Source organism: Pantoea sp. EKM20T (genome assembly GCF_011800485.1).
GTDB classification, from domain to species: domain Bacteria; phylum Pseudomonadota; class Gammaproteobacteria; order Enterobacterales; family Enterobacteriaceae; genus Pantoea; species Pantoea agglomerans.
In genome coordinates this window covers 526,090-551,968 of the sequence record NZ_JAALFW010000001.1, presented here as the reverse complement: position 1 = coordinate 551,968, position 25,879 = coordinate 526,090, and the positions used below count along the sequence as shown (strand labels likewise).

The window sequence follows — 25,879 nt, the reverse complement described above, 5'->3', positions numbered from 1 at the left end:
AAGGAGCCGGACTGATGAGCGCTAAACAATATGACAACCTGACTGATTCCCAACTCACCCTGATGGCGCAGCAGGCGCTGGCCTGTTATCCCGCCGCGCTGCAGGGCCAGCTCAGCCTGCTGTGCCGCTCAGAGAACGCCACGTTTCTGCTGCAGGCGGCAGGCCGGCGTTATGCGCTGCGGCTGCATCGCGGCGATTATCATCAAAAAGCCGACATCGTCAGCGAACTGTTGTGGCTCAATGCGCTGCGCGAAACCGGCATTATGGTGCCGGAAGCGGTGCCGGACAAAGAGGGCGAAACCGTGCTGACGCTTCGGCTGCCGGAGGGCGGTGAACGCTACGTGGTGCTGTTTCACTGGATCGACGGAGAGATGCCGACCACCGACGTCGATCCCCGCGCTTTTCAGCAGCTCGGCCAGATCACCGCGCGGCTGCATCAGCACAGTAAACAGTGGCAGCCGCCTGCGGGTTTCCAGCGCATCATCTGGGATCACCACACCATGACCAGCGCAGAGAGTCACTGGGGACGCTGGCAGGATGCGCCGAATCTGAATCCTGCCGATCACGGCGTGGTAGAGCAGGCGATAAGCCAGGTCGGCGCGGCGATGACGCAGTTCGGTAAAGGATCGGATCGCTATGGCCTGATCCACGCCGATCTGCGGCTGACCAATCTGCTGCTGCACAAGGGCGAAACGCGGGTGATCGATTTCGATGACTGCGGGCTCGGCTGGTATCTGCACGATCTGGCGGCGGCGATCAGTTTTGTTGAGCATCATCCGCGCGCGCCAGAGTGGATCGATCACTGGATCCGCGGCTATGAGCAGGTGGCGCATATCAGCGATGCGGAGATGGCCATGCTGCCCGCGCTGTTGATCCAGCGTCGTATCCAGCTCACCGCGTGGGTGGGATCACATGCCGAAACCGAAATGGCGCGCAGCCTGGGATCGGCGTGGGCCAGCCACTCGGTCCGCCTCTGCCGCCGCTATCTGGAAGGTGAGCAGCTGCCGGTCGGCGTCTGATGCACCAGCGGCGGGCGTCGCTGCGCCGCCGCAGTGCCCTGCGCGTAGCCCGCGCGCCGCCCGGACAGCCCGCAGGCGGCGCGTCGGGCATCAGGGACCTGGTATGGAAATTGCTCGGATAGGAGTAACGGGTGATCCACCTGAATTCTGACTGAGGCGACCATGAATCCGACACTGATAAAGCCCGATGCGTTTGCGGCCTGCTCGGCAGCGGCGGGGGCAGGCAATCACGGCGTGCTGGCAGCGGCGGCGACCGGCTTAGGCGACTTTATTCATACCCAGGGCGGCGATGTTGATCGTATCTTCGGCATCAGCGGCATCGATCCGGAGCGCCTGGCCAGTCCGACGCTCAGCCTGGGGCTGGTTAACTACTGTCGGGTGCTGGAAGAGGCGGCGCGTCACTCCGGTTTTGATAACTTCGGTTTGCACTACGGCAGGCAGTTTAAACCGCAGTCATTAGGCCTGATCGGCTACATCGGTTTGTGCTCCGCCACGCTGGAACAGGCGCTGCATAATGTGGTCAACGCGTTTCCCTGGCATCAGCACGACACCTTAACCCGGCTGGTGGATAAGGGAGAGTGCTGGCGGCTGGATTATCAGGTGCGACATGGCGCGATCCTGTCGCGCCGACAGGATGCAGAGCTGACGCTGGGGATGTTTATGAATCTGATCCGCCACGTGGCAGGCAGACACTGGGCACCGCGCGAAGTCCACTTTGAACATCCGCGTCCCGGCCAGTGGCACGATCACTGCAAAGTGTTTGATGCGCCGGTCTGGTTCGATCAGCCGTTTAATTCACTGGTGATCCACAGGCGCGATCTGCTGCGCGCCATGCCGGAGAGCGATCCGATCCTGTTAATGGTGATGCAGGATGCGATCCGACGGCTTAACCGTGGGACGTCGCAGCAGAGCATGATTGAGCAGGCGCGTTCGCAGGTTAATTTATCGCTGATGCAGGGTGAGCCGGTGCTGGAAGAGGTGGCGGATAAGCTCGGACTGTCGAGCTGGTCACTGCAGCGGCGGCTGCGCGAAGAGGGCAGCAGCTTTACCGCGCTGGTCGATCAGGTGCGCTGCGAAATGGCGACATACTATCTGCAGCAGAAGCAGCTGCCCATCTCTGAGATGGCGCTGCTGCTGGGCTACTCGGAAGTCAGCGCGTTTTCACGCGCGTTTCGTCGCTGGTTTGGCATCAGTCCGCGCCAGTGGCGTCAGGAAGGTCTGGCCAGCTAACCGCGCGGCGCAAAGCCGAACCACGCCGGTTGTCCAGGCTCCGGCGGCGGCGGCAGATCGCGGGTCTGCGCGACCAGCTGCCAGGCGCGCAGGCAGAGCGCTTCATCACCCTGCGTCTGGGTCACCGCATAATGTCTGCTGTGTGGTTGCCACTCCATCCGTACCAGGCATTGCTGACCGGCGTAACGCGCCGCATCGCTGAACTGCCGGTTCAGTACTGGCTGCATTTGATTAGTCCAGTGACAGGATTTGCTGTCAGGATCTTTCGACGGCTGACAGAGGTTTGCCACGCTATCCCGTTGCTTTGTCACAGGTTGCTGACAGGCGCTGAGCGACATTGCAATAATCACTCCCGGCAACATTCTCATCGTTATATTAATTAAATTCATTTAACTGGCCAACTTTCCTTAAAGATCTTCCGTTCTGCTGCCGACAGTCTACAGACCGGCATCATGAATGCTATGGCATTACTCCGACTGTCGACAGAACCAGAATTTACCGCTCTGGCGCCCGTTATCCCTGCGGCAGTTCCAGCTGGCTGTAACCCAGCCCATTCATCTTGCGTACTTTAATCTGTACCGGAATACGCTCCTTCATCGCTTCCACGTGACTGATGACCCCAATGGTTTTGCCGCTGGCGTTGAGTGCATCGAGGGCATCCAGCGCGGTGTCGAGCGTCTGCGCATCCAGCGTGCCGAACCCCTCATCCAGAAACAGCGATTCGATGCGCGTTTTGTGGCTGACCAGATCCGACAATGCCAGCGCCAGCGCCAGACTCACCAGGAAGCTCTCACCACCCGACAGCGTGCGGGTATCGCGCGCCGCATCGGCCTGCCAGGTATCGACCACATCCAGCTCCAGCAGATCCTGCGCCCGTCGCTGCAGCAGATAGCGGCCATGCAGCCGATCGAGCTGACGGTTAGCCAGGGCCACCAGGTGATCCAGCGTTAAGCCCTGGGCGAAGCGCCGGAATTTATCGCCGCTGGCGGAGCCAATCAGATCGTTGAGCAGGCTCCACTGCGCCAGCGTCACACCATCCTGTTCAATCTGTGTCATCAGGCTCTGCTGGCGCACACGAAGGCTGGCATCGCTCTGTAGCTGCTGCTGAATCTGACCCTGCTGGCTGGCGTTGTCGCGCAGTGCCAGCCGTAACTGCTCCAGCTGCTGCGCCAGCGCCTCGGCGGATTCCGGTATCGAAGCGGGTTTCGCCTGCTGATGGACACTGAGCCGCTGACGCAGATCCGCCAGTCGCGCCTGCTGCTGCTGGCATTGCTGATCGAGCTGCTGCAACTGCTGACGCAGTTGCACTGCGGTTTGCTCATCCAGCAGCGCCGCGCGCAGGCTGGCTTCATCCGCGAATCCGGCGCTCTCCAGTGCCTGCTGCAGCGCGCTTTCCGCCTCTGCCAGTTTGCTATTGAGCGTCTGCCGCTGATTTTCCAGCCCCGAAAGCTCACCCTGCAGGCGACTGACCTCGGCCTGCGCCTGTTGCAGGGCAGTGAGCTGCTGTGCCAGGTGTTCATCAGCCTGCTGAACGCGGGCCTGTATCTGCTGACGGGCGTGGGTGACCTCGCGGTCGCCAAACAGCGCCTGACGGGCACGGCGCATCTCGCTGAGCTGCGTCTGGTTCTGGTTTTGCTGCTGCTGACGAGTGGTGAGCTGCTGCTGCTCCAGTTCTGCCTGCTGTTGCAGGGCAGTGAGCTGGGTTTCCCCCTTTAACAGCTGCGGTTGCAGGTTTGCTAGCAACCGCTCACTTTCCTGCCAGCGCTCCCAGCGCCGCTGCTGTTCTGTCAGCCACGCCTCGCGATGGGCGGCGTCGGGTAGGGCAAGGTTGTGTGCACTGAACTGCTGCTCCAGACGACTCTGCAATTGCGCCATGGCCTGCTGTTCCTGCTGCTGACGCTGTTGCAGCGCATCCAGCGCCTGTTGCAGGCTGGACAGCGACTGCTGCGCCAGCTGTTCTGCCTGCAAATGCTGCTGCCAGGCCTGTGACTGCTGAAGATAGTAATCCTTTGCGGCCTGACGCGCCTGTTCGGCGGCTTCCTGCGCCTGTCGCTGTTGCTCAAGCTGGCTTTCACGTTCGCTTTGCTGCTGCTCCCACGCGGTTAAGGTATCCCGATCGGCGAGCGGGAAGGTAAGTGCCAGCTCACCGCTCAGCGCCTGCCATTGCTGCTCAAGCCGATCGAGCTGTTGCTGCATCTCCGCGATCTCATCGCGCAGGGTCTGCTGCTGCACGGCTGACTGTTTCAGCTGTTCGCTTTTTGCCGTGCCCGCTTCGCGCAATGCCTCGGTTTGTTGTTGCAGTGCAGCCCGGCGCTGCTGGTTAGCACTTACTTCCAGCGTGCTGTAGGCCTCAACGGCGGGATGCGTGCAGGAGCCGCACAGCGGACAGGGCTGATCGGCGGCGAGCCGGGCGCGGTAATCGCTGAGATCGACAATCTGCTGCTCCAGCGCGCAGATTTTTTCGACATCATCCAGCTGCTGTTTTTCGCGTTTCCACGTCTCGCGCAGCGCCTGGAGTTCCGCTTCACTCTGCTGATGCGCTTTTGCGAGCGCGATAAGCCGCTGCTGGCGCTGGTCCAGCTGCTGGTGCAGCGGCTGCCACTGGGTTGAAAGCAGCAGCAGTTGCTGACGCGCCGGACGGCTGTTCTGCAACTGGCTTAATGCCTGACGCAGTGCGGCAGGCGGATGCTGTTCCTGTAGCGAAGTTAGTACTTGCTCCGCCTGCGAGAGCGCCTGGCGGGCCTGTTGCTCCGCCTGCTGGCGCGGCAGCGCCTGTTCTGCCTGCTGCTGCTGTTCCGCCTGCTGGGCAGCGATCTGTCGCTGCTGCTGCTCGCGCTGTTGCGCCAGTCCGGCCAGGGTCGCTTCACGCTGCGCCAGCAGGGCAAAGTTCTCCTGCCACACCGGCAGCGAAGCGCCCCATTGGGCGAGATCGGCAAGCTGCTGGCGTAACTGATGCTGTTCGGCAATCGCCTGCTGCCATGTCTCAACCTGGCGCTTCTGCTCTGCCAGGCTGGCCTGTGTCTGATCAGCATGCTGCTGCTGTCGGGCATTTTCCTGCTGCTGCTCCGCAAGCTGCTGCTGCAGTGCGCTGATCCGCTGATCCAGCGGCAGCACCTGTTCTGTCAGCAGACTTTCCTGCTGCTGCTGTTCCTGCAGCGCCTGCTGGCGGGCACTCTGGGTCGTCGCGTAGTGCTGTTGATGCTGCTGCTGTTGGCTCTGCGCCTGCTGCTGCGCCGACGTGAGTTGCTGACAGCGGCTCACGACCTGCTGCTGTTCGGTGCGTAACGCGTCGCGCTGCTGCAGTTTTACCCGCAGCTTTTCAGCCGGTTCGCTGCGTGCAAGACGCTGACGATCGGCCTCTGCCGCCTGGGATGCAGCCTGGGCCTGCTGCAGCGCGACGTCAGCCTGCGCATCTTCCTGCTGTAACTGCTGCGCCTGCTGTTGCCACTGCTGCTGTTGCTGCGCCTGCTGATAGTGCGCGCTGAGCTGCTGTTCCGCATCGGTCAGATCGGTGAGCTGCTGTTGCAGCGCGGCGCGTGCGTCGCTATCCAGCAGCGCCATCGCTCCCGCCTGGCTGCGCAGCAGATCCAGCTGGGTTTTTGCCTCTTTGTGGCGCTCGTAGATGGCGGCGGAAATCAGACCGTAAATTTCGGTGCCGGTCAGCTCCTCAAGCAGTTCCGCGCGCTCACTGGCTTTGGCATTGAGAAAGGCGGCGAACTGGCCTTGTGACAGCATCATCGAGCGGGTAAACCTTTCGAAATCGAGCCCGGAGAGGGTTTCGATCAGCTTCAGCTTGTCACCGACTTTATCGGCAACAATGATGTTGTCGGCGCAGCGTGCCAGCTCAACGCGCGGTGCCTGAAGTTTGCCGTCGGCAGTGCCGCGCGCGCGGTTCTGGCTCCAGAAGGCGCGCCAGGCTTCTCCTTTGATCTCAAACTCCACCTCGGCCAGACATTCGGCACAGTCGCGGGTCATCAGCGCATTCTGGCTCTGTGAAATCGCGCCCAGGCGCGGTGTCTGGTGATAGAGCGCCAGGCAGATGGCGTCCAGCAGGGTGGTTTTACCGGCGCCGGTGGCACCGGTAATGGCGAACAGGCCGTTGCTGGCAAAAGGTTCGGCGCGGAAGTCGATGAACCATTCACCGCGCAGGGCATTGAGGTTTTTGAACCGTAGCGTGAGGATCTTCATTGGGTCTCTTCCATGGCGGCCAGCGTCTGGCGGAACAGGGTGGTCATCTCGGCGATTTGCTCCGGTTGTAGCTCCTCATCCAGCGCCAGCCGGCGGGCAAAGACCTCCTCCACCTTCAGCTCACTCAGGGTTTCGTTGTCGAGCCGCGCCAGGTTCTGTTGCCGCTGTTCACGGCTGCGGCGGAGCAACAGGACTTCGACCGGCAGCGTGGCGGTCAGGGTTTCTACCTGACGCTGCAGATCGCTGAGGTACTCCTGGGTGGTGACTTCGATGTCGAGCCAGGTCGACTTCTCCTGCTCTGCCGTGCTGAAGGCATTTAACTGTTCTGCAATCTGCGCCAGCGATCCTTTCAGCACCTGCATCGGCTGCGCCTGTGGCACCACCAGCGGCGTGACCGATTGCAGGCCGCTGATGGTGAGTTCCAGCAGGAAGACGCTTTTTTCTGTGCCCAGCTCGTCAAAGCTCAGCGGAATCGGTGAGCCGCTGTAGCGGATATGCTCGCTGCCCGCGACGCGCTGGGCGCGATGAATATGCCCCAGTGCGATATAGTCAGCCGCGGGAAACGCGCTGGCCGGGAAGGCATCCAGCGTCCCGATATAGATGTCGCGCACCGAATCGCTCTGGCTGACGCCGACGGTGGTGAGATGGCCAGTGGCGATAATCGGCAGTGCATGGCCCAGCGCCTGGGCGGCGGTGAATCGCTGCTGATAGTGGTGGGCGATCGCTTCCAGCAGCGAGGTCTGCTTGTCGCGTCCCGACTGACCCGCCCGGCTGCGCAGGATATCGCGCGGCCGCAGATAGGGAATCGCACACAGCAGCGCGCCCGGCTCGCCCTGGCGGGTGTTGAGCAGCAGCACATCATCCTTCTCCTGCGGGGTGGCGATCACCCGGGTATTGAGACAGGCGAGCAGCTCACGCGACTCATTCAGCGTGGCAACGGAATCGTGGTTGCCCGCCAGCACAATCAGCTGACAGCCGCTGGGCTGCAGCGCCACCACAAAGCGGTTGAACATTTCGCGGGCGTAGCTGGGCGGTGTACCGGTATCAAACAGATCGCCTGCGATGATCAACGCATCCACCTGATGCTGTTCAATCTGGATCAACAGCCAGTCGAGAAATGCCTGATGTTCGGCTGCCCGACTTTTGTTGTAGAAGAACTGCCCCAGATGCCAGTCCGCAGTATGAATGATGCGCATGATGAGTCCCTGCCGTTGTGATTCGCCCGGCGATTATACTGGCTCTGCGGCCAAAGCAAAAAATTGTCGCTGCGCTGTCATAAATGATTACCAGTGAGGTTACAGGCAGGTTATGTTTTTCATAAAAGTGTCACAAATCTGACGCATAATGGCGCCGCGAATCTCAGTGACATCCGTCATAATCAGCAGGAGTAATAATGGCTAAGCGCATTTTGGTTGTGGAGGATGAAGCCCCCATCCGTGAAATGTTGTGTTTTGTTCTGGAGCAGAACGACTATCAGCCAATCGAGGCGGAAGATTATGACAGCGCCGTTGGCAAGCTGATTGAACCCTGGCCCGATCTGATTTTGCTGGACTGGATGTTACCCGGTGGCAGCGGTATTCAGTTTATCAAACATCTGAAACGCGAGGCGATGACACGCGATATCCCGGTGATGATGCTCACCGCGCGCGGCGAAGAGGAGGATCGGGTGCGCGGCCTGGAAGTGGGTGCCGATGATTACATTACCAAGCCCTTTTCACCTAAAGAGCTGATGGCGAGGATCAAAGCGGTGATGCGCCGTATTTCGCCGATGGCCGTGGAAGAGGTGATTGAGATGCAGGGGCTGAGTCTGGATCCCTCCTCACATCGCGTGATGTCCGAAACCACGCCGCTGGAGATGGGTCCCACCGAATATAAGCTGCTGCACTTCTTTATGACCCACCCGGAACGCGTTTACAGCCGCGAACAGCTGCTGAACCACGTCTGGGGCACCAATGTGTATGTGGAAGATCGTACTGTCGATGTTCACATCCGTCGTTTACGTAAAGCGCTGGAAGTGTCCGGCCACGATCGCATGGTACAAACCGTTCGCGGAACAGGGTATCGTTTCTCTGCCCGCTACTAAACGGAGCCTTTACCGTGCTGGAACGCCTCTCCTGGAAGAGATTACTGACAGAACTGCTGCTGGTCTGTCTGCCCGCAGTGCTGCTGGGCCTGCTGTTCGGCGGTCTGCCCTGGTGGCTGCTGCTGAGCGTGCTGACGGTGCTGTTGTGGCATTTTCACAATCTGATGCGGCTGTCGCACTGGCTGTGGCTGGACCGCACCATGACGCCACCGGCCGGGCGTGCCAGCTGGGAACCGCTGTTTTATGGTCTTTACCAGATGCAGCTCCGCAACCGGCGGCGGCGGCGTGAACTGGGCAATCTGATTAAGCGTTTCCGCAGCGGTGCCGAGTCGCTGCCGGATGCGGTGATCCTGACCACCGAAGAGGGCACCATTTTCTGGTGTAACGGCCTGGCGCAGCAGCACCTGGGTCTGCGCTGGCCGGAAGATAATGGTCAGAATATCCTCAACCTGCTCCGTTATCCGGAGTTCTCCCGCTATCTTCGCCAGCGCGATTTCGACAAGCCGCTGACGCTGGTGCTGAACAACAAACTTCACATGGAGTTCCGCGTCATGCCCTACAGCGAAGGGCAGTGGCTGCTGGTGGCGCGTGATGTCACGCAGATGCATCAGCTGGAAGGGGCGCGCCGCAACTTCTTTGCCAACGTCAGCCATGAATTGCGCACACCGCTCACGGTGCTGCAGGGCTATCTGGAGATGATGAACGACTCGGTGATGAGCGAGCCTTCGCGCAGCAAAGCGCTGCACACCATGTCGGAGCAGACGCGCCGCATGGACAGCCTGGTCAAACAGCTGCTGACGCTGTCGCGCATTGAAGCCGCGCCCGCAATCGATCTGAAAGAGAAGGTCGATGTGCCGGTGATGCTGAAACTGCTGCAGCATGAGGCGGCAACGCTGAGTGGCGGCCGTCACGACATCCACTTCCATACCGATCCCCATCTGAAAGTGTTCGGCAACGATGAACAGCTGCGCAGCGCCATCTCCAATCTGGTTTACAACGCGGTAAACCACACACCGGATGGCACGCGAATTGATATCAGCTGGCTGCGCGGCAAACAGGGGGCCATTTTCCGGGTGTGCGATAACGGGCCGGGCATCGCCTCAGAACATATTCCGCGTCTTACCGAGCGTTTCTACCGGGTCGATAAAGCGCGTTCGCGTGCGACCGGCGGCAGCGGGCTGGGGCTGGCGATAGTGAAACATGCTCTGAGCCACCATAACGCGCGGCTCGATATCACCAGCGTGCCGCACAAGGAGACCTGTTTTACCTTTACGCTGCCAGCGAGGTTGATTGTCAGCAGCGTGATGCAGGAGAATGCCGTTCATTAATTGCTGCCGGATCTCCCTGATGCGCATCCTTCTTTTGTTGATCGTTACTCTGCTGCCGGGCCTGGCACTGGCCCAGCCCGGCGCGCTCTCCGGCAATCTCAGCAGCGTCGGATCGGATACGCTGGGCTATCTGATGACGCTGTGGGGCGAAGATTTCAGTCGCCAGGCGCCGGGCGTCAATGTTCAGGTTCAGGCCTCCGGCTCCTCTACTGCGCCGACCGCGCTGGCGGCGGGTGCAGCACAACTGGGTCCGATGAGCCGCCCGATGCAGGCAGATGAACGCCAGGCCTTTGAGGCGCGCTACGGCTATCCGCCGCTGGCGGTTCCGGTGGCTATGGATGCGCTGGTGGTAGTGGTGAATCAGCGCAATCCGCTGCAGCAGATTGAACCGCGACAGCTCGATGCCATCTTCTCGATTACCCGTCTGTGTGGCGCACACAGCGTGCCGCTGCGCTGGGGCGATCTCGGCTTAACCGGCGCGCAGTGGAGCAAACGGCCGATTCAGCGCTATGGACGTAACTCCGCCTCCGGCACATGGGGTTTCTTCAAGCAGCAGGCGCTGTGCAAAGGTGATTTTCGCAGCGATGTGGCGGAGTTTCCCGGCTCGGCCGCAGTGGTGCAGGCGGTGGCCGGTAATTCACGCAGCATCGGCTACGCCAGTTTTGGCTTTCATCTCAGCGGCGTAAAAATGCTGGCGGTGATGAATGATCAGGGGCAGGCGATTACCCCGGATGCCGATGCCATCCGCAGTGGCCGCTATCCCTGGGCGCGCCCGCTCTATCTCTACGTGAATAAAGCGCCCGGCAAACCTTTGCCGCCGCTGGTGGCCGCTTTTCTGCAGCAGGTACTTTCGGCACAGGGACAGCGGCGGGTCAGCGAAGCGGGCTATCTGCCGCTCTCTGATAGTCAGATGATGCAGGCGCGCGCCGCGCTGCGTTAATCCCCCGAACGTGAATTTTTTTCAACATCACTGAATTTTCTTCAGTTGCAGAAGAAAGCCGCTCATGCCACTCTGTGTTCAGACATGTAGCCATCCAGATGGCTATTTATATCAGGATGCAACTATTTCCTGCCGTCATTATCGGCAGGGGAGACAGGAGTGATCATGCAAAGAGAAACCGCCCCGTTCCGTGCCGATACCGTTGGCAGCTTTCTGCGTCCCACCGCCATTAAGCAGGCGCGCGAACAGTTTGCAGCCGGAGAGATTGATGCGGCGGCCCTGCGTCAGGTTGAAGATGAGGCGATTCGCGATGTGGTGGCGAAACAACGGGAAAATGGCCTGAAAGTGGTCACTGATGGCGAGTTTCGTCGCGGCTGGTGGCACTTCGACTTTTTCTATGGCCTGAATGGCGTAGAGCGCTATGAAGCGGAGCAGGGCATTCAGTTTAATGGCGTGCAGACCAAAGCGCATAGCGTGAAAGTGGTGAGCAAACTCGGTTTCCCGGCGGATCATCCGATGCTGGCGCATTTCCGCTTCCTGCAGAGTATTGCCGGTGATGCGGTGCCGAAGATGACCATTCCCAGCCCCAGCGTGCTGCACTTCCGTGGTGGCCGTAAGGTGATCGACGCGGAGGTCTATCCCGATCTGGCGGACTACTTCGACGATCTGGCGCAGACCTACAAAGCGGCTATTCAGGCGTTTTATGACGCGGGCTGCCGCTATCTGCAACTGGATGATACCGTCTGGGCTTACCTCTGTTCTGAGGATCAGAAGCGCGATATCCGTGCGCGTGGCGACGATCCTGACCAGCTGGCACAGACTTATGCTCAGGTGTTGAATAAAGCGCTGGAAGGTAAACCTGCCGATCTGACTGTGGGTCTGCATGTCTGTCGCGGCAACTTCCGTTCAACCTGGATCTCTGAAGGCGGCTATGGGCCGGTCGCAGAAATCCTGTTCGGCAGCGTCAACGTGGATGCCTTCTTCCTGGAGTATGACAACGCCCGTTCCGGCGGCTTTGAGCCACTGCGTTACATTAAGCCAGGTCATCAGCAGGTGGTTCTGGGTCTGATTACGACCAAAGTGGGAGAACTGGAAGATCCGGAGCAGGTGAAAACCCGGCTGGAAGAGGCGGCGCAGTATGTCAGTCTGGATCAGATCTGCCTCAGTCCGCAGTGTGGTTTTGCCTCAACCGAAGAGGGCAACAGCCTGACCGAGACGCAGCAGTGGCAGAAGATTCGCTTAGTGGTCGATATCGCAAATCAGGTCTGGTAGTGCTGTAACGTTGTGCAGACAGGCGCGTAAAACGCGCCTTTTGTGTATCTTCAGGCCCGTTTATGCGGGGATTTCTCGCGCTCTGTCTATTATTTAGGCACATCATCTTGTGTGCCTGCTGCAAAAATTAACGCTATCCACTGCCTTTTGAAAAAATGGCGGCATAACCTTCTGGTTTTCCGATCCCGTATTGCCTTTCACCGCTATAAACGTTTTACTTAGCGCCGTTGTCGATCCATCCCTCTGTGAACAGAATAAAAGCAGCTTAAATCACCTGCGCTTTACCCTGCGACGAGCATAATGCGCTGACATTGTCAGCCTGGTCGTGGTTTACACGCAGCGAGGGGACAACACTAACCCAACTTCCACCGCAACATCAGTGACAGGCCGTATGACACATCGTTTAACTTCGAAGGACATTCTCGCGCTGGGCTTTATGACATTCGCCCTGTTTGTTGGCGCGGGCAACATCATTTTCCCGCCCATGGTCGGTATTCAGTCTGGCGAACACGTCTGGACTGCCGCGATTGGTTTTCTGATTACCGCAGTCGGTCTGCCCGTGATGACCGTGATCGCGCTGGCCCGCGTCGGCGGCGGCGTGGATGCACTCAGCACCCCGATTGGCAAGGTCGCTGGCATCGTGCTGGCCACCGTTTGCTATCTGGCTGTCGGGCCGCTGTTTGCCACACCGCGTACGGCCACGGTCTCGTTTGAGATGGGTATTGCCCCGCTGACCGGTGATGGCGCGCTGCCGCTGTTTATCTATAGCCTGATTTACTTCACGCTGGTGATTGGCGTATCGCTCTATCCCGGCAAGCTACTCGACACGGTAGGGCACTTCCTTGCGCCATTAAAAATTATTGCGCTGACCGTGCTGGGCGTTGCTGCCCTGGTGTGGCCTGCTGGCGGCACGGTTCCGGCTACCGCTGATTATCAGCGTGCGGCCTTCTCCAGCGGTTTCGTCAATGGCTATCTGACCATGGATACGCTGGGCGCGCTGGTATTTGGTATCGTGATTGTCAACGCCGCCCGTTCGCGTGGCGTCGATAATGCCGCGCTGCTGACCCGTTATACCGTGCTGGCAGGGTTAATCGCCGGTCTGGGCCTGACGCTGGTCTACCTCTGCCTGTTTAAGCTGGGCGCGGGCAGCGGTGCGCTGGTGGATCAAAACGCTAATGGCGCAGCGATTCTGCACGCGTATGTTCAGCACACCTTTGGCAACATGGGCAGCTTCTTCCTTGCCGCGCTGATCTTCGTCGCCTGTATGGTGACCGCCGTAGGCCTGACCTGTGCCTGTGCGGAATTTTTTGCGCAATACCTGCCGTTATCGTATAAAACGCTGGTGTTTATTCTGGGTCTGTTCTCCATGGTGGTGTCGAATCTCGGCCTGAGCCACCTGATTCAGATCTCCATCCCGGTACTGACGGCAATTTATCCGCCCTGTATCGTGCTGGTGGTGCTGAGTTTCACCCTCAACTGGTGGAATAAGAGCAGCCGGATTATCGCGCCAGCCATGTTAATCAGCTTGCTGTTCGGTATTGTTGATGCGATTAAAACCACCGGGTTTAAAGATTTGCTGCCCGCTTTCAGTCAGAATCTGCCGCTGGCCGATCAGGGTCTCGCCTGGTTGCCGCCGTCGCTGGTGATGCTGCTGATTGCCGCTGTTGTTGATCGGGTGAAAGGGCCGGAACAGGTGACCGTTCACTCGTAGCAGAGAGCACTGATTTTTCTTTAACCACGGGCCTGCCCGTGGTTTTTTCATTTCACAGGTACAGGTTGTTATGCAAGAAACCAACAAGCTCAAACGCGGACTGAGCACGCGCCACATCCGCTTTATGGCGCTGGGATCGGCGATTGGCACCGGGCTGTTCTACGGTTCCGCTGACGCGATAAAAATGGCCGGACCGAGCGTGCTGCTCGCCTATATCATCGGCGGGGCAGTGGCTTACATCATCATGCGCGCACTGGGTGAGATGTCCGTTAACAATCCTCAGGCCAGCTCCTTCTCACGTTACGCGCAGGACTATCTTGGGCCGATGGCAGGCTACATCACCGGCTGGACGTACTGTTTTGAAATCCTGATCGTGGCGATTGCGGATGTCACGGCGTTCGGCATCTATATGGGCGTCTGGTTCCCTGAGGTGCCGCACTGGATTTGGGTGCTGAGCGTGGTGCTGATCATCGGTGCCGTCAATCTGATGAGCGTGAAGGTGTTCGGCGAAGTGGAGTTCTGGTTCTCCTTCTTCAAAGTCGCCACCATTATCGTGATGATTCTGGCCGGTTTCGGCATGATCATCTGGGGTCTCGGCAACGGCGGCCAGCCGACCGGCATCCACAATCTCTGGACTAACGGCGGCTTCTTTGCTCACGGCGTAGTCGGTATGCTGCTGTCGCTGCAGATGGTGATGTTTGCCTATGGTGGCATCGAAATCATCGGTATCACCGCCGGTGAAGCGAAAGATCCGGAGAAGTCGATTCCGCGCGCCATCAACTCGGTGCCATGGCGCATTCTGGTGTTCTACGTCGGCACGCTGTTTGTGATTATGTCGATCTACCCGTGGAATCAGGTGGGCACCTCGGGCAGCCCGTTTGTGCTGACCTTCCAGCATCTGGGCATTGCGGCGGCCGCCTCTATCCTCAATTTTGTGGTGCTGACCGCGTCACTCTCGGCGATTAACAGCGATGTGTTTGGCGTGGGCCGCATGCTGCACGGGATGGCGCAGCAGGGACATGCGCCGAAGGTCTTTATGAAGGTCTCTTCGCGCGGGATTCCGTGGGTGACGGTGGTGGTGATGATGTTCGCCATGCTGATTGCGGTTTATCTCAACTACCTGATGCCGGAAAAAGTCTTCCTGGTGATCGCCTCGCTGGCGACCTTTGCAACAGTGTGGGTCTGGATCATGATTCTGCTGTCGCAGATCGCGTTCCGTCGCAAAATTGGCAAAGAGGCGGCCAGTAAGCTGCAGTTTGCGCTGCCAGGCGGCAGCTGGACTGCTGGCGTCGGCGTAGCCTTCCTCTGCTTTATTATCGGTCTGATTGGTTATTTCCCCGATACCCGCATTTCCCTTTATGTCGGTATGGTGTGGATAGTGGTGCTGCTGCTGGGCTATAAGCTGGTTCGTAAACCCCGCTAATCTCCTGTTCTGCTCTCTCATTCGTGGGGGAGCAGAACACGCTATTTCCCGCGCTTTTATATTCCTGCTCATCTGATTATTTATGTGACCCAATCCACAATATGGAATCCTGTTATCAGGAGCAAAACGCCTGCCTGCGAAATAAGTTTATGTCCCGGTTTATATCCATAAATGCGTATTTTAATTGGCAGTGAATGTGGCGGATAGTGATAACCGGGCAGAAAGCGATAAGGGAGATTCAGAGAAGTGAGCGTGCAGTCACACAGGCGCTGGCGGGCAGCAGTAGCGGGGCGTGTAAGAAATAAAAAACGGCGAAACCAGTCGCCGAAATACTCAAGAATTACAGGAAAATAGTTAATAAAGGGATGATTGACGGGTCTATCGTAAAACAAAACGAGTGGCGCTGATAGTCAGGCGATTTAAATAAGAAAAGGTCGGAATGGCGTTAATTAACAGCGGTTAACATTATTCAGGCCGCGTTGATGCTGCGGCCTGAATTTGATTAGCCACGGACTCAGGGCAATATAACCGAAACCGGCAGCACAGCGCTGTTATCCAGCTTTTTCCGTAGCTGAGTCAGCGTGGATTGATAAGGGCAGAGCACGCCGACATCGGTGATTCTGCAGTCTTGCTGATGCCACTCCTGACGTAATAACGGATGTTTATCATCAATCGGTTGTAACTGACGAATCCCATCCAGACTCTGCGCCTGGAAATAGAGCCGCAAAAAACGTTCGCCGCTGTGGGTGTCGCGCCAGCGCTCCAGCACCAGACTACTGCCCGGTGGAATATTGCCGCGTGAATAGCCTGGCAACTGCCAGCTAAAGCCCATCAGGGTGCGCACCATCGCAATATTGGTGTCATGTGCCACCAGAATCAGCCAGCGGCCCGGCGCGCTATCGGAAGCAATCGCCTCCAGCAGGGCGTTGAGCAATATTGATCCACGGCGCTGTGCCTGATAGAGCACGTCGTTGCTGAGATCGTAGTTTGCGGTCAGCAGCGGCAGCAGCGTGGTGATCTGCGCGGCCGAGGTGATGTGTCCCCAGGCGAGCTGGTCCAACGGCAGGTTTTCGCTGTAGCCCAGTCGCAGCGTCTCCACCATGCTTGCCATCACACTCAGCCCGTAAACGTATGTGTTGCCGTTACGGGTTTGCCGGAACGACCAGGGCGCATCAAAGAGGGGGCAGTCAGTAGCTGGCGGGCAGACGGCGGCTTTCAGCTGCTGAATGGCGGGTTGCAACTGCTGTTGCAGCCGCGCCAGATCGCCCGCTTTCTGCTGCTTAGCCGCCAGCTCCTGAGCAGGATCGCTCTGGGTGATCGTCAGCTTTTCACTCTGGAACAGGGGATCGACATCGCCCGCTACGTGATGCACCGGCACGCCGCAGCCGGGAAAGGCCCCGTCAGTCAGCGCTGCGGCCGTGGCACGGGTGCGCTGCAGCGGACTGGCGCGCACGTAGACCTGTGCCGCATCAGGACAGCCCGCGCCCAGCAGGCCGAGCTGGCGATAGTGCTCGCCTTCCCAGCGGCCTTTATTGACCACCGCGCTGTAGCCATGACCGGTCAGCTCGCCATCGGCGGTGGTCCACTGCGTCCAGGGTTGCTGGCTGGCGGCTTCAATCTCTTTGCGATTGCCGGGGGTGGGCGGACGGACACCGTGACGGCTCAGTTCGACCACCTTCTCCAGCTGGTAATCCGCCGCCTGTGACACCGGACTTAACAGCCAGAGAGAACAGAGGATCAGCGCGCAGCGGTACAGGCCTGGCAGCGTCATTTACTCCTCCAGCGCGCGATTACCGGTCAGCGCTTTGATTTTTGGATAAAGAGTCGCATTGGCCAGCAACACCGGGTTGCCGTTTTTTAGCCCCTCGTTGCGCAGATAATCATTAGTGACGCCGCCCGCTTCGCGCATCAGGATGATGCCCGGCAGACTATCCCAGGGATGCATATGCGCTTCATAGTAGCCAATCAGTCGCCCGGCGGCCGCCCAGGCGCTGGTCAGCGCGCCAGAACCAATGCGAATAAACATGCCACCCTGTTCAGTTAAGCCGCTAATCAGGCGCGAGACGCTTTCGGCAGGGGTGCGACTGGAGTTGCTGATGCCGAGCAAACCCTCGTTGAGATGCGTCGCGCTATGAACCTGCAAACGGCTCTCATTAACCCACGCACCCTGACCTGCTCGTGCGTGAAACAGCTCCTGATGATTGGGATCGCAGACCACGCCGATCACTGGTTCGCCGTCACAGACCACCGCCAGCGAGACGCACCAGTTAGGCAGGCCGTTGACGAAGCAGGCGGTGCCGTCGATGGGATCGACCACCCAGATAAAGGGCGCGCCCTGAACCTCACCACCGCTCTCTTCGCCATAGACAGCATCGTCAGGAAAGCGCTCAGCGATTAATGTCTTAATCAATGCCTCAACGTTACGATCAGCCTCGCTGACCACATCCTGCAAATCCCTTTTGTGTTCCACCACCAGTGTCTGACGCTGCTGATACCACGAATAAGCCCGGCTGGCCGCCGCACGGGCGATGTCGCAGGCGTAACGGTAACGCGCGTCAATTTCAGAATGCGAAGCGGATGACATCTTTTCCTCTTATGTCTTTTGGTCAAAACGAACGGAAGGCACGCCTGAACAGGCGGTCTGGCTGTGATATTTACTTAACTATTGTTAAGAAAGGCTTCATTAAGCCGCAGATAGGCAGCAATGGCAAGATGGTGCGGGGTCGGGTGAGGCGCTTTCCCGGCGGGCGAAAGCTGGCGTCCGCCAGCCCGGCAGCAGAGGATCGGGTTTTACAGGGTTCTGCTGGTCGCCAGCGCCATTAAACGCGGATAAAAAACAAAAAACAGCGCTTCCAGCTGATCATAGTGTTGCGTGAAATCGTGGTAGGAGTCGCGCAGGGCTGCCAGGCGTGGACGGCGGCTTGCCATGCCGTGCAGCACCCGCTCCAGCCGCGCGGGCTGGGCATAATGCTCAAACCAGCGCTCGCGCCACATCACCGCGTTGAGTTCCTGAAACTCGATGGGGGTGTCTGCCAGTTGCGGCATGATCTCGCGCTCGGCGGCGGCAGAAAAGTGCACCAGGGTCTGGCCGGGCGTGAAGTGCTGCCAGTGCCGGGCCAGAAAATGGTCCCAGATGACGTCCAGCGTAATGGGTGCCACGCGATAGGTTTCGGCACGGAACAGCTGACGGGCGCTGCGCACTTCCGGCAGCGCATCGGTCATCACGTCGAGACGACGATGCATCAGAATACCGTCCGCGACGGGCGCAGACCAGTGCTGGTGCGGGTTGCCACGCACAAAATCGGCCATTAAATTGCCGAGTAAGGAGCTGTCGGCCAGCTTAGCCAGATGGAGATGAGCAAGAAAGTTCATGCCGCATTATAGGCTGAACTGCCTTTGCGCAGCCAGTTGTTCAGAATTGGTCGATTTTCCGCTAAACTGTGCCGCCTGTTTTTGCCTGAGAAAGAACTCTTTCATGCGTGTCGCCGATTTTGCTTTTGAACTGCCCGAATCCCTGATTGCTCACTATCCCCAGGCGCAGCGCAGCGGCTGTCGTCTGCTGTCGCTCGATGGTCCCAGCGGGACGCTGTCGCACGGTGTGTTCACCGACGTGCTGGATAAGCTGAATCCGGGCGATCTGCTGGTGTTCAATAACACCCGTGTGATTCCGGCGCGCGTCTTTGGCCGCAAAGCCAGTGGCGGCAAAATCGAGATGCTGGTGGAGCGGATGCTCGACGACAAGCGTGTGCTGGCCCATGTGCGCGCCTCGAAAGCGCCGAAGCCGGGAGCAGAACTGCTGCTGGGCGAAGACGAGAGCGTCAAAGCGACGATGGTGGCGCGTCACGATGCGCTGTTTGAGATTGTGTTTGATGATGAGCGCGCGGTGCTCGACATCCTCAACAGCGTCGGCCATATGCCTCTGCCGCCTTATATCGACCGTCCGGATGAAGAGGCGGATCGCGAGCTCTATCAGACGGTTTACAGTGCCCGGCCGGGTGCCGTTGCGGCACCGACCGCCGGTCTGCATTTTGATGAGCCGCTGCTGCAGGCGCTGAAAGAGAAGGGCATTGAGATGGCGTTTGTGACGCTGCATGTCGGTGCGGGAACCTTCCAGCCAGTGCGCGTCGACAACATCGAAGAGCATCACATGCATGCTGAATATGCCGAAGTGCCGCAGGAGGTTGTTGATGCGGTGCTGGCCTGTAAAGCACGCGGCAATAAAGTAGTCGCTGTCGGCACTACCTCTGTCCGTTCGCTGGAGAGCGCCGCCAAAGCGAGTCAGGATGCCCTGATTGCGCCGTTCTTCGACGATACCCAGATTTTTATCTATCCGGGCTATGAGTATCAGGTGATCGATGCGCTGATCACCAACTTCCATCTGCCCGAATCGACTCTGATTATGCTGGTCTCGGCGTTTGCCGGTTATCAGCACACCATGGCCGCGTACTGCGCAGCCGTGGCTGAGCAATATCGTTTCTTCAGTTATGGCGACGCGATGTTTATCAGCAAAAATCCGCAGGCGCCGCTGGAAAAAGTGGGCGACTGATTTATTAACCGATAGCCGGAATCGACTGAGAGCGACTGAAGGTTATCTGCATCGGACTGTTTCTCCGATGGAGGCTTTGTGAAATTTGAACTTGATACCACAGACGGGCGCGCACGCCGTGGCCGTCTGATTTTTGATCGCGGTGTGGTGGAAACCCCTGCGTTTATGCCTGTTGGCACCTATGGCACCGTTAAAGGCATGACGCCGGAAGAAGTGCAGGAGACCGGCGCGCAGATCATTCTGGGCAATACCTTCCACCTCTGGCTGCGTCCGGGCCAGGAGATCATGAAACTGCATGGCGATCTGCATGACTTTATGCAGTGGAAAGGGCCGATCCTGACCGACTCCGGCGGCTTCCAGGTCTTCAGCCTGGGCGACATCCGTAAAATCACCGAAGCGGGCGTGCATTTCCGTAACCCGATCAACGGCGACCCGATCTTCCTCGATCCGGAAAAATCGATGGAGATTCAGTATGACCTCGGTTCTGACATCGTGATGATTTTCGATGAATGTACGCCCTATCCGGCGGACTGGGACTACGCCAAACGCTCGATGGAGATGTCGCTGCGCTGGGCGCAACGCAGTCGTGACCGTTTTGACAGCCTGGGCAATAAAAATGCGCTATTTGGCATTATTCAGGGCTCGGTTTACGAAGATTTACGAGATGTCTCGGTGAAAGGTCTGGTAGAGATTGGCTTTGATGGGTACGCTGTGGGCGGCCTGGCGGTGGGTGAGCCTAAGCAGGACATGCACCGTATTCTTGAGCACGTCTGTCCGCAGCTTCCGCAGGATAAACCGCGTTATCTGATGGGTGTCGGCAAGCCAGAAGATCTGGTTGAGGGCGTCCGTCGCGGCGTCGATATGTTTGACTGCGTGATGCCGACCCGTAATGCCCGAAATGGTCATCTGTTTGTGACTGAGGGTGTGGTGAAAATCCGCAACGCCAGATACAAAGATGACACTGCGCCACTGGATGCGGAGTGTGATTGTTACACCTGTCGCAATTATAGTCGTGCCTACTTGTATCATCTCGACCGTTGTAACGAAATACTGGGCGCGCGTCTGAACACTATCCACAATTTGCGCTATTACCAGCGCCTGATGGCAGGTTTACGCCAGGCCATCGAAGAGGGTAAATTAGAGCGCTTTGTAAACGAGTTCTACCAACGGACGGGCAAAGAAGTTCCGCCTTTAACGTCTGATAATTCATCAATGAGGGAAATTTAATGAGCTTTTTCATTTCTGACGCCGTGGCCGCAGCAGGCGCACCGTCTCAGGGAAGTCCGTATTCTCTGGTGATCATGCTGGTGGTGTTTGGTCTGATTTTCTATTTCATGATCCTGCGTCCGCAGCAGAAACGTGCGAAAGAGCACAAGAAGCTGATGGATTCTATCTCTAAGGGTGATGAAGTGCTGACCAGCGGTGGCCTTGTAGGCCGCGTAACAAAAGTCTCTGACACGGGCTACGTAGCTATCGCGCTGAATGACACCAATGAAGTCGTCATTAAACGTGATTTCGTCGCCGCCGTGCTGCCTAAAGGCACTATCAAGGCGCTGTAATTCTTTCTTCCCTAAGGGAACTGCCGTGTTAAATCGTTATCCTTTGTGGAAGTACGTGATGCTGGTCGTCGTGATTCTCGTCGGCCTGCTCTATGCGCTTCCCAACCTGTATGGTGAGGATCCGGCCGTTCAAATCACTGGTGCGCGCGGAAGCGCCGCCAGTGAGCAGACGTTGGATCAAATTCAGTCCGCATTAAAACAAGATAATATCCAGAGCAAATCTGTTGCGCTGGAAAATGGTGCGATTACCGCGCGCTTCAATAATACGGATGTGCAGTTACGCGCCCGTGAAGCGATCATGAAAGCGTTGGGTGAAGACTACGTTGTTGCGCTGAACCTCGCGCCAGCCACGCCTCGCTGGCTGAGTATGCTGTCAGCAGAACCGATGAAACTCGGTCTCGATCTGCGTGGTGGTGTGCACTTCCTGATGGAAGTGGACATGGACACCGCACTCGGCAAACTGCAGGAGCAGAATGCTGACTCGCTGCGTAGCGACCTGCGCACCAAAAGTATCCCTTACACCACCGTCAACAAAATCGCGAACTACGGCGTGGAAATTCGTTTCCGTGACGCAGCCAGCCGCGATGCGGCGATCTCCTGGCTGACCTCGCGTCATCAGGATCTGGTGATCAACAGCAGCGGCAGCGATGCCCTGCGTGCCACCATGAGCGATGCTCGTCTCAGCGAAGCGCGTGAATATGCGGTTCAGCAGAACATTACTATTCTGCGTAACCGTGTGAACCAGCTGGGCGTGGCCGAACCGCTGGTACAGCGTCAGGGTTCCGATCGCATCGTAGTTGAGTTGCCGGGTATTCAGGATACGGCACGCGCTAAAGAGATTCTGGGTGCAACGGCGACGCTGGAATTCCGTCTGGTAAACACCAGCGTGGATCCAACCGTAGCGGCCAGTGGTCGTGTACCGGGTGACTCTGAAGTTAAAGACATGCGTGATGGCCAGCCGGTGGTGCTCTACAAGCGGGTGATCCTGACCGGTGACCATATCACCGACTCGACTTCCAGCATGGATGAGTACAACCAGCCACAGGTGAACATTTCACTGGATGGCGCAGGCGGTAACATCATGTCGAACTTCACCAAGGACAACATCGGCAAGCCGATGGCGACCCTGTTTGTGGAGTACAAAGACAGTGGTAAGAAAGATGCCAACGGCCGTTCAATTCTGGTGAAACAGGAAGAGGTGATTAACGTCGCCAACATCCAGTCTCGTCTGGGGAACAGCTTCCGCATCACCGGTATCAACAACCCGAACGAAGCGCGTCAGCTCTCGCTGCTGCTGCGTGCCGGTGCGTTGATTGCGCCCATCCAGATTGTGGAAGAGCGTACTATCGGGCCGACCATGGGTCAGCAGAACATTACTCAGGGTCTGGAAGCCTGCCTGTGGGGTCTGCTTGCGTCGATCCTGTTTATGGTGGTGTTCTACAAGAAGTTTGGTCTGATTGCGACCAGCGCGCTGCTGGTTAACCTGGTGCTGATTGTCGGCATTATGTCGCTGTTGCCGGGTGCGACCCTGACCATGCCGGGTATTGCCGGTATCGTGTTAACGCTGGCGGTGGCGGTGGATGCCAACGTGCTGATTAACGAACGTATTAAAGAAGAGCTGCGTAACGGGCGCTCGGTTCAGCAGGCAATTCATGAGGGCTATAAAGGCGCCTTCTCCAGTATTGTCGATGCGAACGTGACCACCCTGATCAAAGTTATCATTCTTTATGCAGTCGGCACCGGTTCGATCAAAGGCTTTGCTATTACCACCGCAATTGGTATCGCAACCTCAATGTTCACCGCGATTGTCGGTACCCGTGCCATTGTTAACCTGGTTTACGGTGGCAAACGCATCAACAAGCTGTCTATCTGAGGAGTGCGTTGTGGCACAGGAATATAACATTGAGCAGTTGAACCACGGGCGTAAAGTCGTCGACTTTATGCGCTGGGATAAGCTGGCCTTCATCATTTCGGGACTGCTGATTCTCGCCGCGATTGCTATCGTGGGTGTGCGTGGTTTTAACTGGGGCCTCGATTTCACCGGTGGTACGGTGATTGAGATCGCGCTGGAAAAACCGGCCGATCTTGAAGTCCTGCGTGGTGATCTGGTGAAAGCGGGCTTTGACGAGCCGCTGGTGCAGAACTTTGGCAGCAGCCGTGACGTCATGGTGCGTATGGCACCGGTTACCGGCCCGGCGGGCACCGAGTTAGGCAATAAAGTGGTGTCGGTAATTAACCAGACCACGCAGCAAAACGCCACCGTTAAGCGCATTGAGTTCGTGGGTCCGAGTGTGGGCAGCGACCTGGCGCAGGCGGGTGCGATGGCGCTGTTGTCCGCGCTGATTGCGATTCTGATCTACATCGGTTTTCGCTTTGAGTGGCGTCTGGCGCTGGGTACCGTGCTGGCGCTGGCGCATGACGTGATCATCACCTGCGGCCTGCTGGCGCTGTTCCGCATTGAAATCGACCTGACGATTGTTGCCTCACTGATGTCGGTGATTGGCTACTCGCTTAACGATAAAATCGTGGTGTCGGACCGTATTCGTGAAAACTTCCGCAAGATCCGTCGCGGCAGCTCTTACGATATTACTAACGTGTCACTGACCCAGACGTTAAGCCGTACGCTGATTACCTCGCTGACCACGCTGGCGATGATCCTCATCCTCTTCGTGTTTGGTGGTGCGCTGCTGAAAGGCTTCTCACTGACCATGCTGATTGGTGTGACGATTGGTACGATTTCATCAATTTATGTCTCTTCGGCGCTGGCGCTGAAGCTGGGCATGAAGCGTGAACATATGCTGGTGCAGAAAGTCGAGAAAGAGGGCGCCGATCAGCCTTCTATCCTGCCTTAATCGCCGCAGAGAAATAAAAACGGGCAGCCATGTGGCTGCCCGTTTTTTTTTGCACCTGTGATCAGATCAGGGTGCAGCAGGAGAGGTCTGGGCAGGTGCGTCGCCGGTGACGTTATGCACGCGGACATAACCTGATTGATCCGGTGTGAGGCCGCTGAGTCGCAGCGGTATGCTCACCGAATGCTGGGGCAGCAGCGAGGCAGGCACCGCTATCGTCTGACTCAGACTGCCGTTACTCAGTGGTTTACCGGTTGCCGGATCGAGTTCGCCCCAGTTCACCGTAGCGTGCAGGGCGGGCAAGGGGCGATCGTCCATTGAGCGTACCGTCAGGGTTGCCCGCGAGCCGCTGGCTTCAGCGGTGACAGGCGAGAGCGCCAGTCGCAGCGTGCCGAGCTGGGTTTGCAGTGCCACCGGCGTGTTCGCCTGCGGGATCAGCCACGCGCCTTGCTGCGAATGGCTGTTTAACTGCCCCTGAATCTCCAGCGCGCTGGCCTGCGTGGTCAGGTGCTGCATCTGCTGATTAAGCTGACTCACTTCCTGATGCAACTCTCTGACCTGCGGATTGCTGGCGCTACTGCTGCAACCGCTCAGCATCACCAGAGAGAGCGCCACCGGAACCCAAACCATCCTGCTCATAAGTTATCCTTGTCCGTTATTTTGGAATACGTAAAACCTGGCCAGGATAGATCTTATCAGGATGAGAGAGCATTGGCTTATTCGCTTCGAAAATCTTGTTGTATTCGTTGGCATTTCCATAAACCTGTTTGGAAATTGCGCTCAGCGTGTCGCCTTTTTTCACGGTGTAAAGTTCTGACTCGGCCGCGCTGTCTGTCACGGTCACCTTATCTTCCACTTTGGTGATGCCTGCAACGTTACCGGCTGCGATCAGAATCTTCTCTTTCAGCTCCTGGGAAAGGCCATCGCCCGTCACGGTCACGGTATCGCCATTGACCTTCACATCCACTTTGTCGCTGTCGGGTAAACCGAGCTTGTTGATGTGATCCTGCAGCTTTTTATTCTGGTCATCGCCGCCATTCACGGCATCCCATAATTTCTCACCGGCTTCTTTCACAAAATTAAACAGACCCATACAACCTCCAGTGTGTTAGTGGATATACGCCGTCTTTCGGCTCTATAAGCGTAGACCCTTTTGCCGTCGCTGATATTTAACATCATTTATGCTGTGCGTGGTGGCACAGGAAAGGCACGGAAGAGATTTTGTTGATTCGCAGTTCGCGCTACACTGTCTGGCCCATCTCTCTCGCGTCAGGAAACGTCATGCATTGCCCATTCTGCTCCGCTGTGGACACCAAAGTGATTGATTCTCGTCTGGTTAGTGAAGGCTCTTCGGTGCGCCGCCGCCGCCAGTGTCTGATGTGTCATGAGCGTTTTACCACCTTCGAGGTGGCGGAACTGGTGATGCCACGCGTGGTGAAAAGCAATGACGTGCGCGAACCCTTTAATGAAGACAAAATGGCCAGCGGGATGATGAAAGCGCTTGAGAAGCGTCCGGTCAGCGCCGATGCGGTTGAAAGCGCCGTAAACCATATTAAAACCCAGTTGCGTGCCACCGGTGAACGTGAAATTCCCAGTAAGCTGATTGGCAATCTGGTGATGGATGAGCTGAAGAAGCTCGATAAAGTCGCCTACATCCGCTTTGCCTCGGTTTACCGCAGCTTTGAAGACATTCGTGATTTTGGCGAAGAGATCGCCCGGTTACAGGATTAA

General features: G+C 57.8%; 22 protein-coding genes. 14 read left to right on the top strand and 8 right to left on the bottom strand.

The genetic code is table 11. The annotated features are described in order from the left end of the window. Window positions 1-14 precede the first annotated feature (14 nt). Both HFD94_RS02680 and HFD94_RS02675 read left to right on the top strand, forming a co-directional pair. Window positions 15-1,019, top strand: coding sequence for a phosphotransferase enzyme family protein (locus HFD94_RS02680; RefSeq protein WP_010671182.1), 1,005 nt, complete (start codon window positions 15-17; stop codon window positions 1,017-1,019). Window positions 1,020-1,181: 162 nt separating this feature from the next. Then, the gene (locus HFD94_RS02675; RefSeq protein ID WP_167432738.1) at window positions 1,182-2,249 is read left to right on the top strand and encodes an AraC family transcriptional regulator; all 1,068 of its coding nucleotides are present in this window, start codon (window positions 1,182-1,184) and stop codon (window positions 2,247-2,249) included. Here HFD94_RS02675 and HFD94_RS02670 read toward each other — a convergent pair. The 3 genes from HFD94_RS02670 to sbcD all read right to left on the bottom strand — a co-directional run bounded on the left by HFD94_RS02670 (window position 2,246) and on the right by sbcD (window position 7,633). Continuing rightward, a complete protein-coding gene (locus tag HFD94_RS02670; protein ID WP_243234763.1) occupies window positions 2,246-2,587 on the bottom strand; it encodes a cell envelope integrity TolA C-terminal domain-containing protein in 342 nt (113 codons plus the stop codon). The genes HFD94_RS02675 and HFD94_RS02670 overlap by 4 nt on opposite strands. A gap of 175 nt (window positions 2,588-2,762) precedes the next feature. Next, the gene (locus HFD94_RS02665) at window positions 2,763-6,437 is read right to left on the bottom strand and encodes an AAA family ATPase (RefSeq protein WP_167432736.1); all 3,675 of its coding nucleotides are present in this window, start codon (window positions 6,435-6,437) and stop codon (window positions 2,763-2,765) included. Beyond that, entirely contained in the window at window positions 6,434-7,633 is a 1,200-nt protein-coding gene (gene sbcD, locus HFD94_RS02660; protein ID WP_167432735.1) for an exonuclease subunit SbcD, read from the bottom strand. Before sbcD ends, HFD94_RS02665 begins: the two co-directional genes overlap by 4 nt. 197 nt (window positions 7,634-7,830) lie before the next feature. On the opposite strand from sbcD, the gene phoB reads away from it, so the two are divergent. The 6 genes from phoB (at window position 7,831) to proY (ending at window position 15,194) form a co-directional block, all read left to right on the top strand. Further along, on the top strand, window positions 7,831-8,520 hold the full coding sequence (phoB, locus tag HFD94_RS02655) for a phosphate response regulator transcription factor PhoB (RefSeq protein WP_003852491.1): 690 nt from the start codon (window positions 7,831-7,833) through the stop codon (window positions 8,518-8,520). A gap of 14 nt (window positions 8,521-8,534) precedes the next feature. After that, window positions 8,535-9,848, top strand: coding sequence for a phosphate regulon sensor histidine kinase PhoR (phoR, locus tag HFD94_RS02650; protein WP_010255313.1), 1,314 nt, complete (start codon window positions 8,535-8,537; stop codon window positions 9,846-9,848). A 19-nt stretch (window positions 9,849-9,867) separates the two neighbouring features. After that, window positions 9,868-10,788, top strand: coding sequence for a PstS family phosphate ABC transporter substrate-binding protein (locus tag HFD94_RS02645; RefSeq protein ID WP_033772775.1), 921 nt, complete (start codon window positions 9,868-9,870; stop codon window positions 10,786-10,788). A gap of 165 nt (window positions 10,789-10,953) precedes the next feature. After that, on the top strand, window positions 10,954-12,060 hold the full coding sequence (locus HFD94_RS02640; RefSeq protein WP_167432734.1) for a cobalamin-independent methionine synthase II family protein: 1,107 nt from the start codon (window positions 10,954-10,956) through the stop codon (window positions 12,058-12,060). 391 nt (window positions 12,061-12,451) lie between these two features. Continuing rightward, on the top strand, window positions 12,452-13,771 hold the full coding sequence (gene brnQ, locus HFD94_RS02635; protein WP_010255323.1) for a branched-chain amino acid transporter carrier protein BrnQ: 1,320 nt from the start codon (window positions 12,452-12,454) through the stop codon (window positions 13,769-13,771). Window positions 13,772-13,841: 70 nt separating this feature from the next. Continuing rightward, a complete protein-coding gene (gene proY, locus HFD94_RS02630) occupies window positions 13,842-15,194 on the top strand; it encodes a proline-specific permease ProY (RefSeq protein WP_031593969.1) in 1,353 nt (450 codons plus the stop codon). Between the two features lie 514 nt (window positions 15,195-15,708). Here proY and HFD94_RS02625 read toward each other — a convergent pair. From HFD94_RS02625 to HFD94_RS02615, 3 genes are all read right to left on the bottom strand, one after another. Beyond that, entirely contained in the window at window positions 15,709-16,965 is a 1,257-nt protein-coding gene (locus HFD94_RS02625) for a histidine-type phosphatase (protein ID WP_122889147.1), read from the bottom strand. Further along, window positions 16,966-17,778 carry an inositol monophosphatase gene (locus tag HFD94_RS02620; RefSeq protein ID WP_122889146.1) on the bottom strand — a complete coding sequence of 271 codons (813 nt, stop codon included), beginning with the start codon at window positions 17,776-17,778 and terminating at the stop codon, window positions 16,966-16,968. Window positions 17,779-17,984: 206 nt separating this feature from the next. Next, window positions 17,985-18,566: an ACP phosphodiesterase gene (locus tag HFD94_RS02615; protein WP_022626127.1), complete on the bottom strand. Its 582-nt coding sequence runs from the start codon at window positions 18,564-18,566 to the stop codon at window positions 17,985-17,987. Between the two features lie 103 nt (window positions 18,567-18,669). Here HFD94_RS02615 and queA point away from each other — a divergent pair, with 103 nt between their 5' ends. The 5 genes from queA to secF all read left to right on the top strand — a co-directional run bounded on the left by queA (window position 18,670) and on the right by secF (window position 24,151). Then, window positions 18,670-19,740: a tRNA preQ1(34) S-adenosylmethionine ribosyltransferase-isomerase QueA gene (gene queA, locus HFD94_RS02610; RefSeq protein WP_122889145.1), complete on the top strand. Its 1,071-nt coding sequence runs from the start codon at window positions 18,670-18,672 to the stop codon at window positions 19,738-19,740. A 78-nt stretch (window positions 19,741-19,818) separates the two neighbouring features. Beyond that, window positions 19,819-20,967 (top strand): tRNA guanosine(34) transglycosylase Tgt, encoded by a 1,149-nt coding sequence (gene tgt, locus HFD94_RS02605; RefSeq protein ID WP_010255351.1) that lies wholly within the window; start codon window positions 19,819-19,821, stop codon window positions 20,965-20,967. After that, entirely contained in the window at window positions 20,967-21,299 is a 333-nt protein-coding gene (yajC, locus tag HFD94_RS02600; protein ID WP_010255353.1) for a preprotein translocase subunit YajC, read from the top strand. The genes tgt and yajC overlap by 1 nt, the downstream gene beginning before the upstream one ends. Window positions 21,300-21,324: 25 nt before the next feature. Next, window positions 21,325-23,172, top strand: a complete 1,848-nt coding sequence (secD, locus tag HFD94_RS02595) for a protein translocase subunit SecD (protein ID WP_071997994.1) — start codon at window positions 21,325-21,327, stop codon at window positions 23,170-23,172. 10 nt (window positions 23,173-23,182) lie between these two features. Continuing rightward, window positions 23,183-24,151: a protein translocase subunit SecF gene (gene secF, locus HFD94_RS02590; RefSeq protein WP_010255357.1), complete on the top strand. Its 969-nt coding sequence runs from the start codon at window positions 23,183-23,185 to the stop codon at window positions 24,149-24,151. Window positions 24,152-24,217: 66 nt separating this feature from the next. Here secF and HFD94_RS02585 read toward each other — a convergent pair whose 3' ends face one another. Both HFD94_RS02585 and lysM read right to left on the bottom strand, forming a co-directional pair. Next, window positions 24,218-24,787 (bottom strand): DUF3251 domain-containing protein, encoded by a 570-nt coding sequence (locus tag HFD94_RS02585; protein ID WP_010255359.1) that lies wholly within the window; start codon window positions 24,785-24,787, stop codon window positions 24,218-24,220. 16 nt (window positions 24,788-24,803) lie between these two features. After that, window positions 24,804-25,241 (bottom strand): peptidoglycan-binding protein LysM, encoded by a 438-nt coding sequence (gene lysM / locus HFD94_RS02580; RefSeq protein ID WP_010671197.1) that lies wholly within the window; start codon window positions 25,239-25,241, stop codon window positions 24,804-24,806. Window positions 25,242-25,429: 188 nt separating this feature from the next. On the opposite strand from lysM, the gene nrdR reads away from it, so the two are divergent. Continuing rightward, window positions 25,430-25,879 (top strand): transcriptional regulator NrdR, encoded by a 450-nt coding sequence (gene nrdR / locus HFD94_RS02575; protein WP_009091750.1) that lies wholly within the window; start codon window positions 25,430-25,432, stop codon window positions 25,877-25,879.

Bases quoted from the DNA above. Each gene is read 5' to 3' on its own strand.
- nrdR (WP_009091750.1), top strand. From the start codon at position 25,430: ATGCATTGCCCATTCTGCTCCGCTGTGGACACCAAAGTGATTGATTCT.
- HFD94_RS02675 (WP_167432738.1), top strand. From the start codon at position 1,182: ATGAATCCGACACTGATAAAGCCCGATGCGTTTGCGGCCTGCTCGGCA.
- HFD94_RS02640 (WP_167432734.1), top strand. From the start codon at position 10,954: ATGCAAAGAGAAACCGCCCCGTTCCGTGCCGATACCGTTGGCAGCTTT.
- HFD94_RS02615 (WP_022626127.1), bottom strand. From the start codon at position 18,566: ATGAACTTTCTTGCTCATCTCCATCTGGCTAAGCTGGCCGACAGCTCC.
- HFD94_RS02625 (WP_122889147.1), bottom strand. From the start codon at position 16,965: ATGACGCTGCCAGGCCTGTACCGCTGCGCGCTGATCCTCTGTTCTCTC.
- HFD94_RS02665 (WP_167432736.1), bottom strand. From the start codon at position 6,437: ATGAAGATCCTCACGCTACGGTTCAAAAACCTCAATGCCCTGCGCGGT.
- queA (WP_122889145.1), top strand. From the start codon at position 18,670: ATGCGTGTCGCCGATTTTGCTTTTGAACTGCCCGAATCCCTGATTGCT.
- lysM (WP_010671197.1), bottom strand. From the start codon at position 25,241: ATGGGTCTGTTTAATTTTGTGAAAGAAGCCGGTGAGAAATTATGGGAT.
- brnQ (WP_010255323.1), top strand. From the start codon at position 12,452: ATGACACATCGTTTAACTTCGAAGGACATTCTCGCGCTGGGCTTTATG.
- HFD94_RS02670 (WP_243234763.1), bottom strand. From the start codon at position 2,587: ATGTCGCTCAGCGCCTGTCAGCAACCTGTGACAAAGCAACGGGATAGC.
- HFD94_RS02620 (WP_122889146.1), bottom strand. From the start codon at position 17,778: ATGTCATCCGCTTCGCATTCTGAAATTGACGCGCGTTACCGTTACGCC.
- phoB (WP_003852491.1), top strand. From the start codon at position 7,831: ATGGCTAAGCGCATTTTGGTTGTGGAGGATGAAGCCCCCATCCGTGAA.
- proY (WP_031593969.1), top strand. From the start codon at position 13,842: ATGCAAGAAACCAACAAGCTCAAACGCGGACTGAGCACGCGCCACATC.
- HFD94_RS02645 (WP_033772775.1), top strand. From the start codon at position 9,868: ATGCGCATCCTTCTTTTGTTGATCGTTACTCTGCTGCCGGGCCTGGCA.
- HFD94_RS02680 (WP_010671182.1), top strand. From the start codon at position 15: ATGAGCGCTAAACAATATGACAACCTGACTGATTCCCAACTCACCCTG.
- yajC (WP_010255353.1), top strand. From the start codon at position 20,967: ATGAGCTTTTTCATTTCTGACGCCGTGGCCGCAGCAGGCGCACCGTCT.
- HFD94_RS02585 (WP_010255359.1), bottom strand. From the start codon at position 24,787: ATGAGCAGGATGGTTTGGGTTCCGGTGGCGCTCTCTCTGGTGATGCTG.
- sbcD (WP_167432735.1), bottom strand. From the start codon at position 7,633: ATGCGCATCATTCATACTGCGGACTGGCATCTGGGGCAGTTCTTCTAC.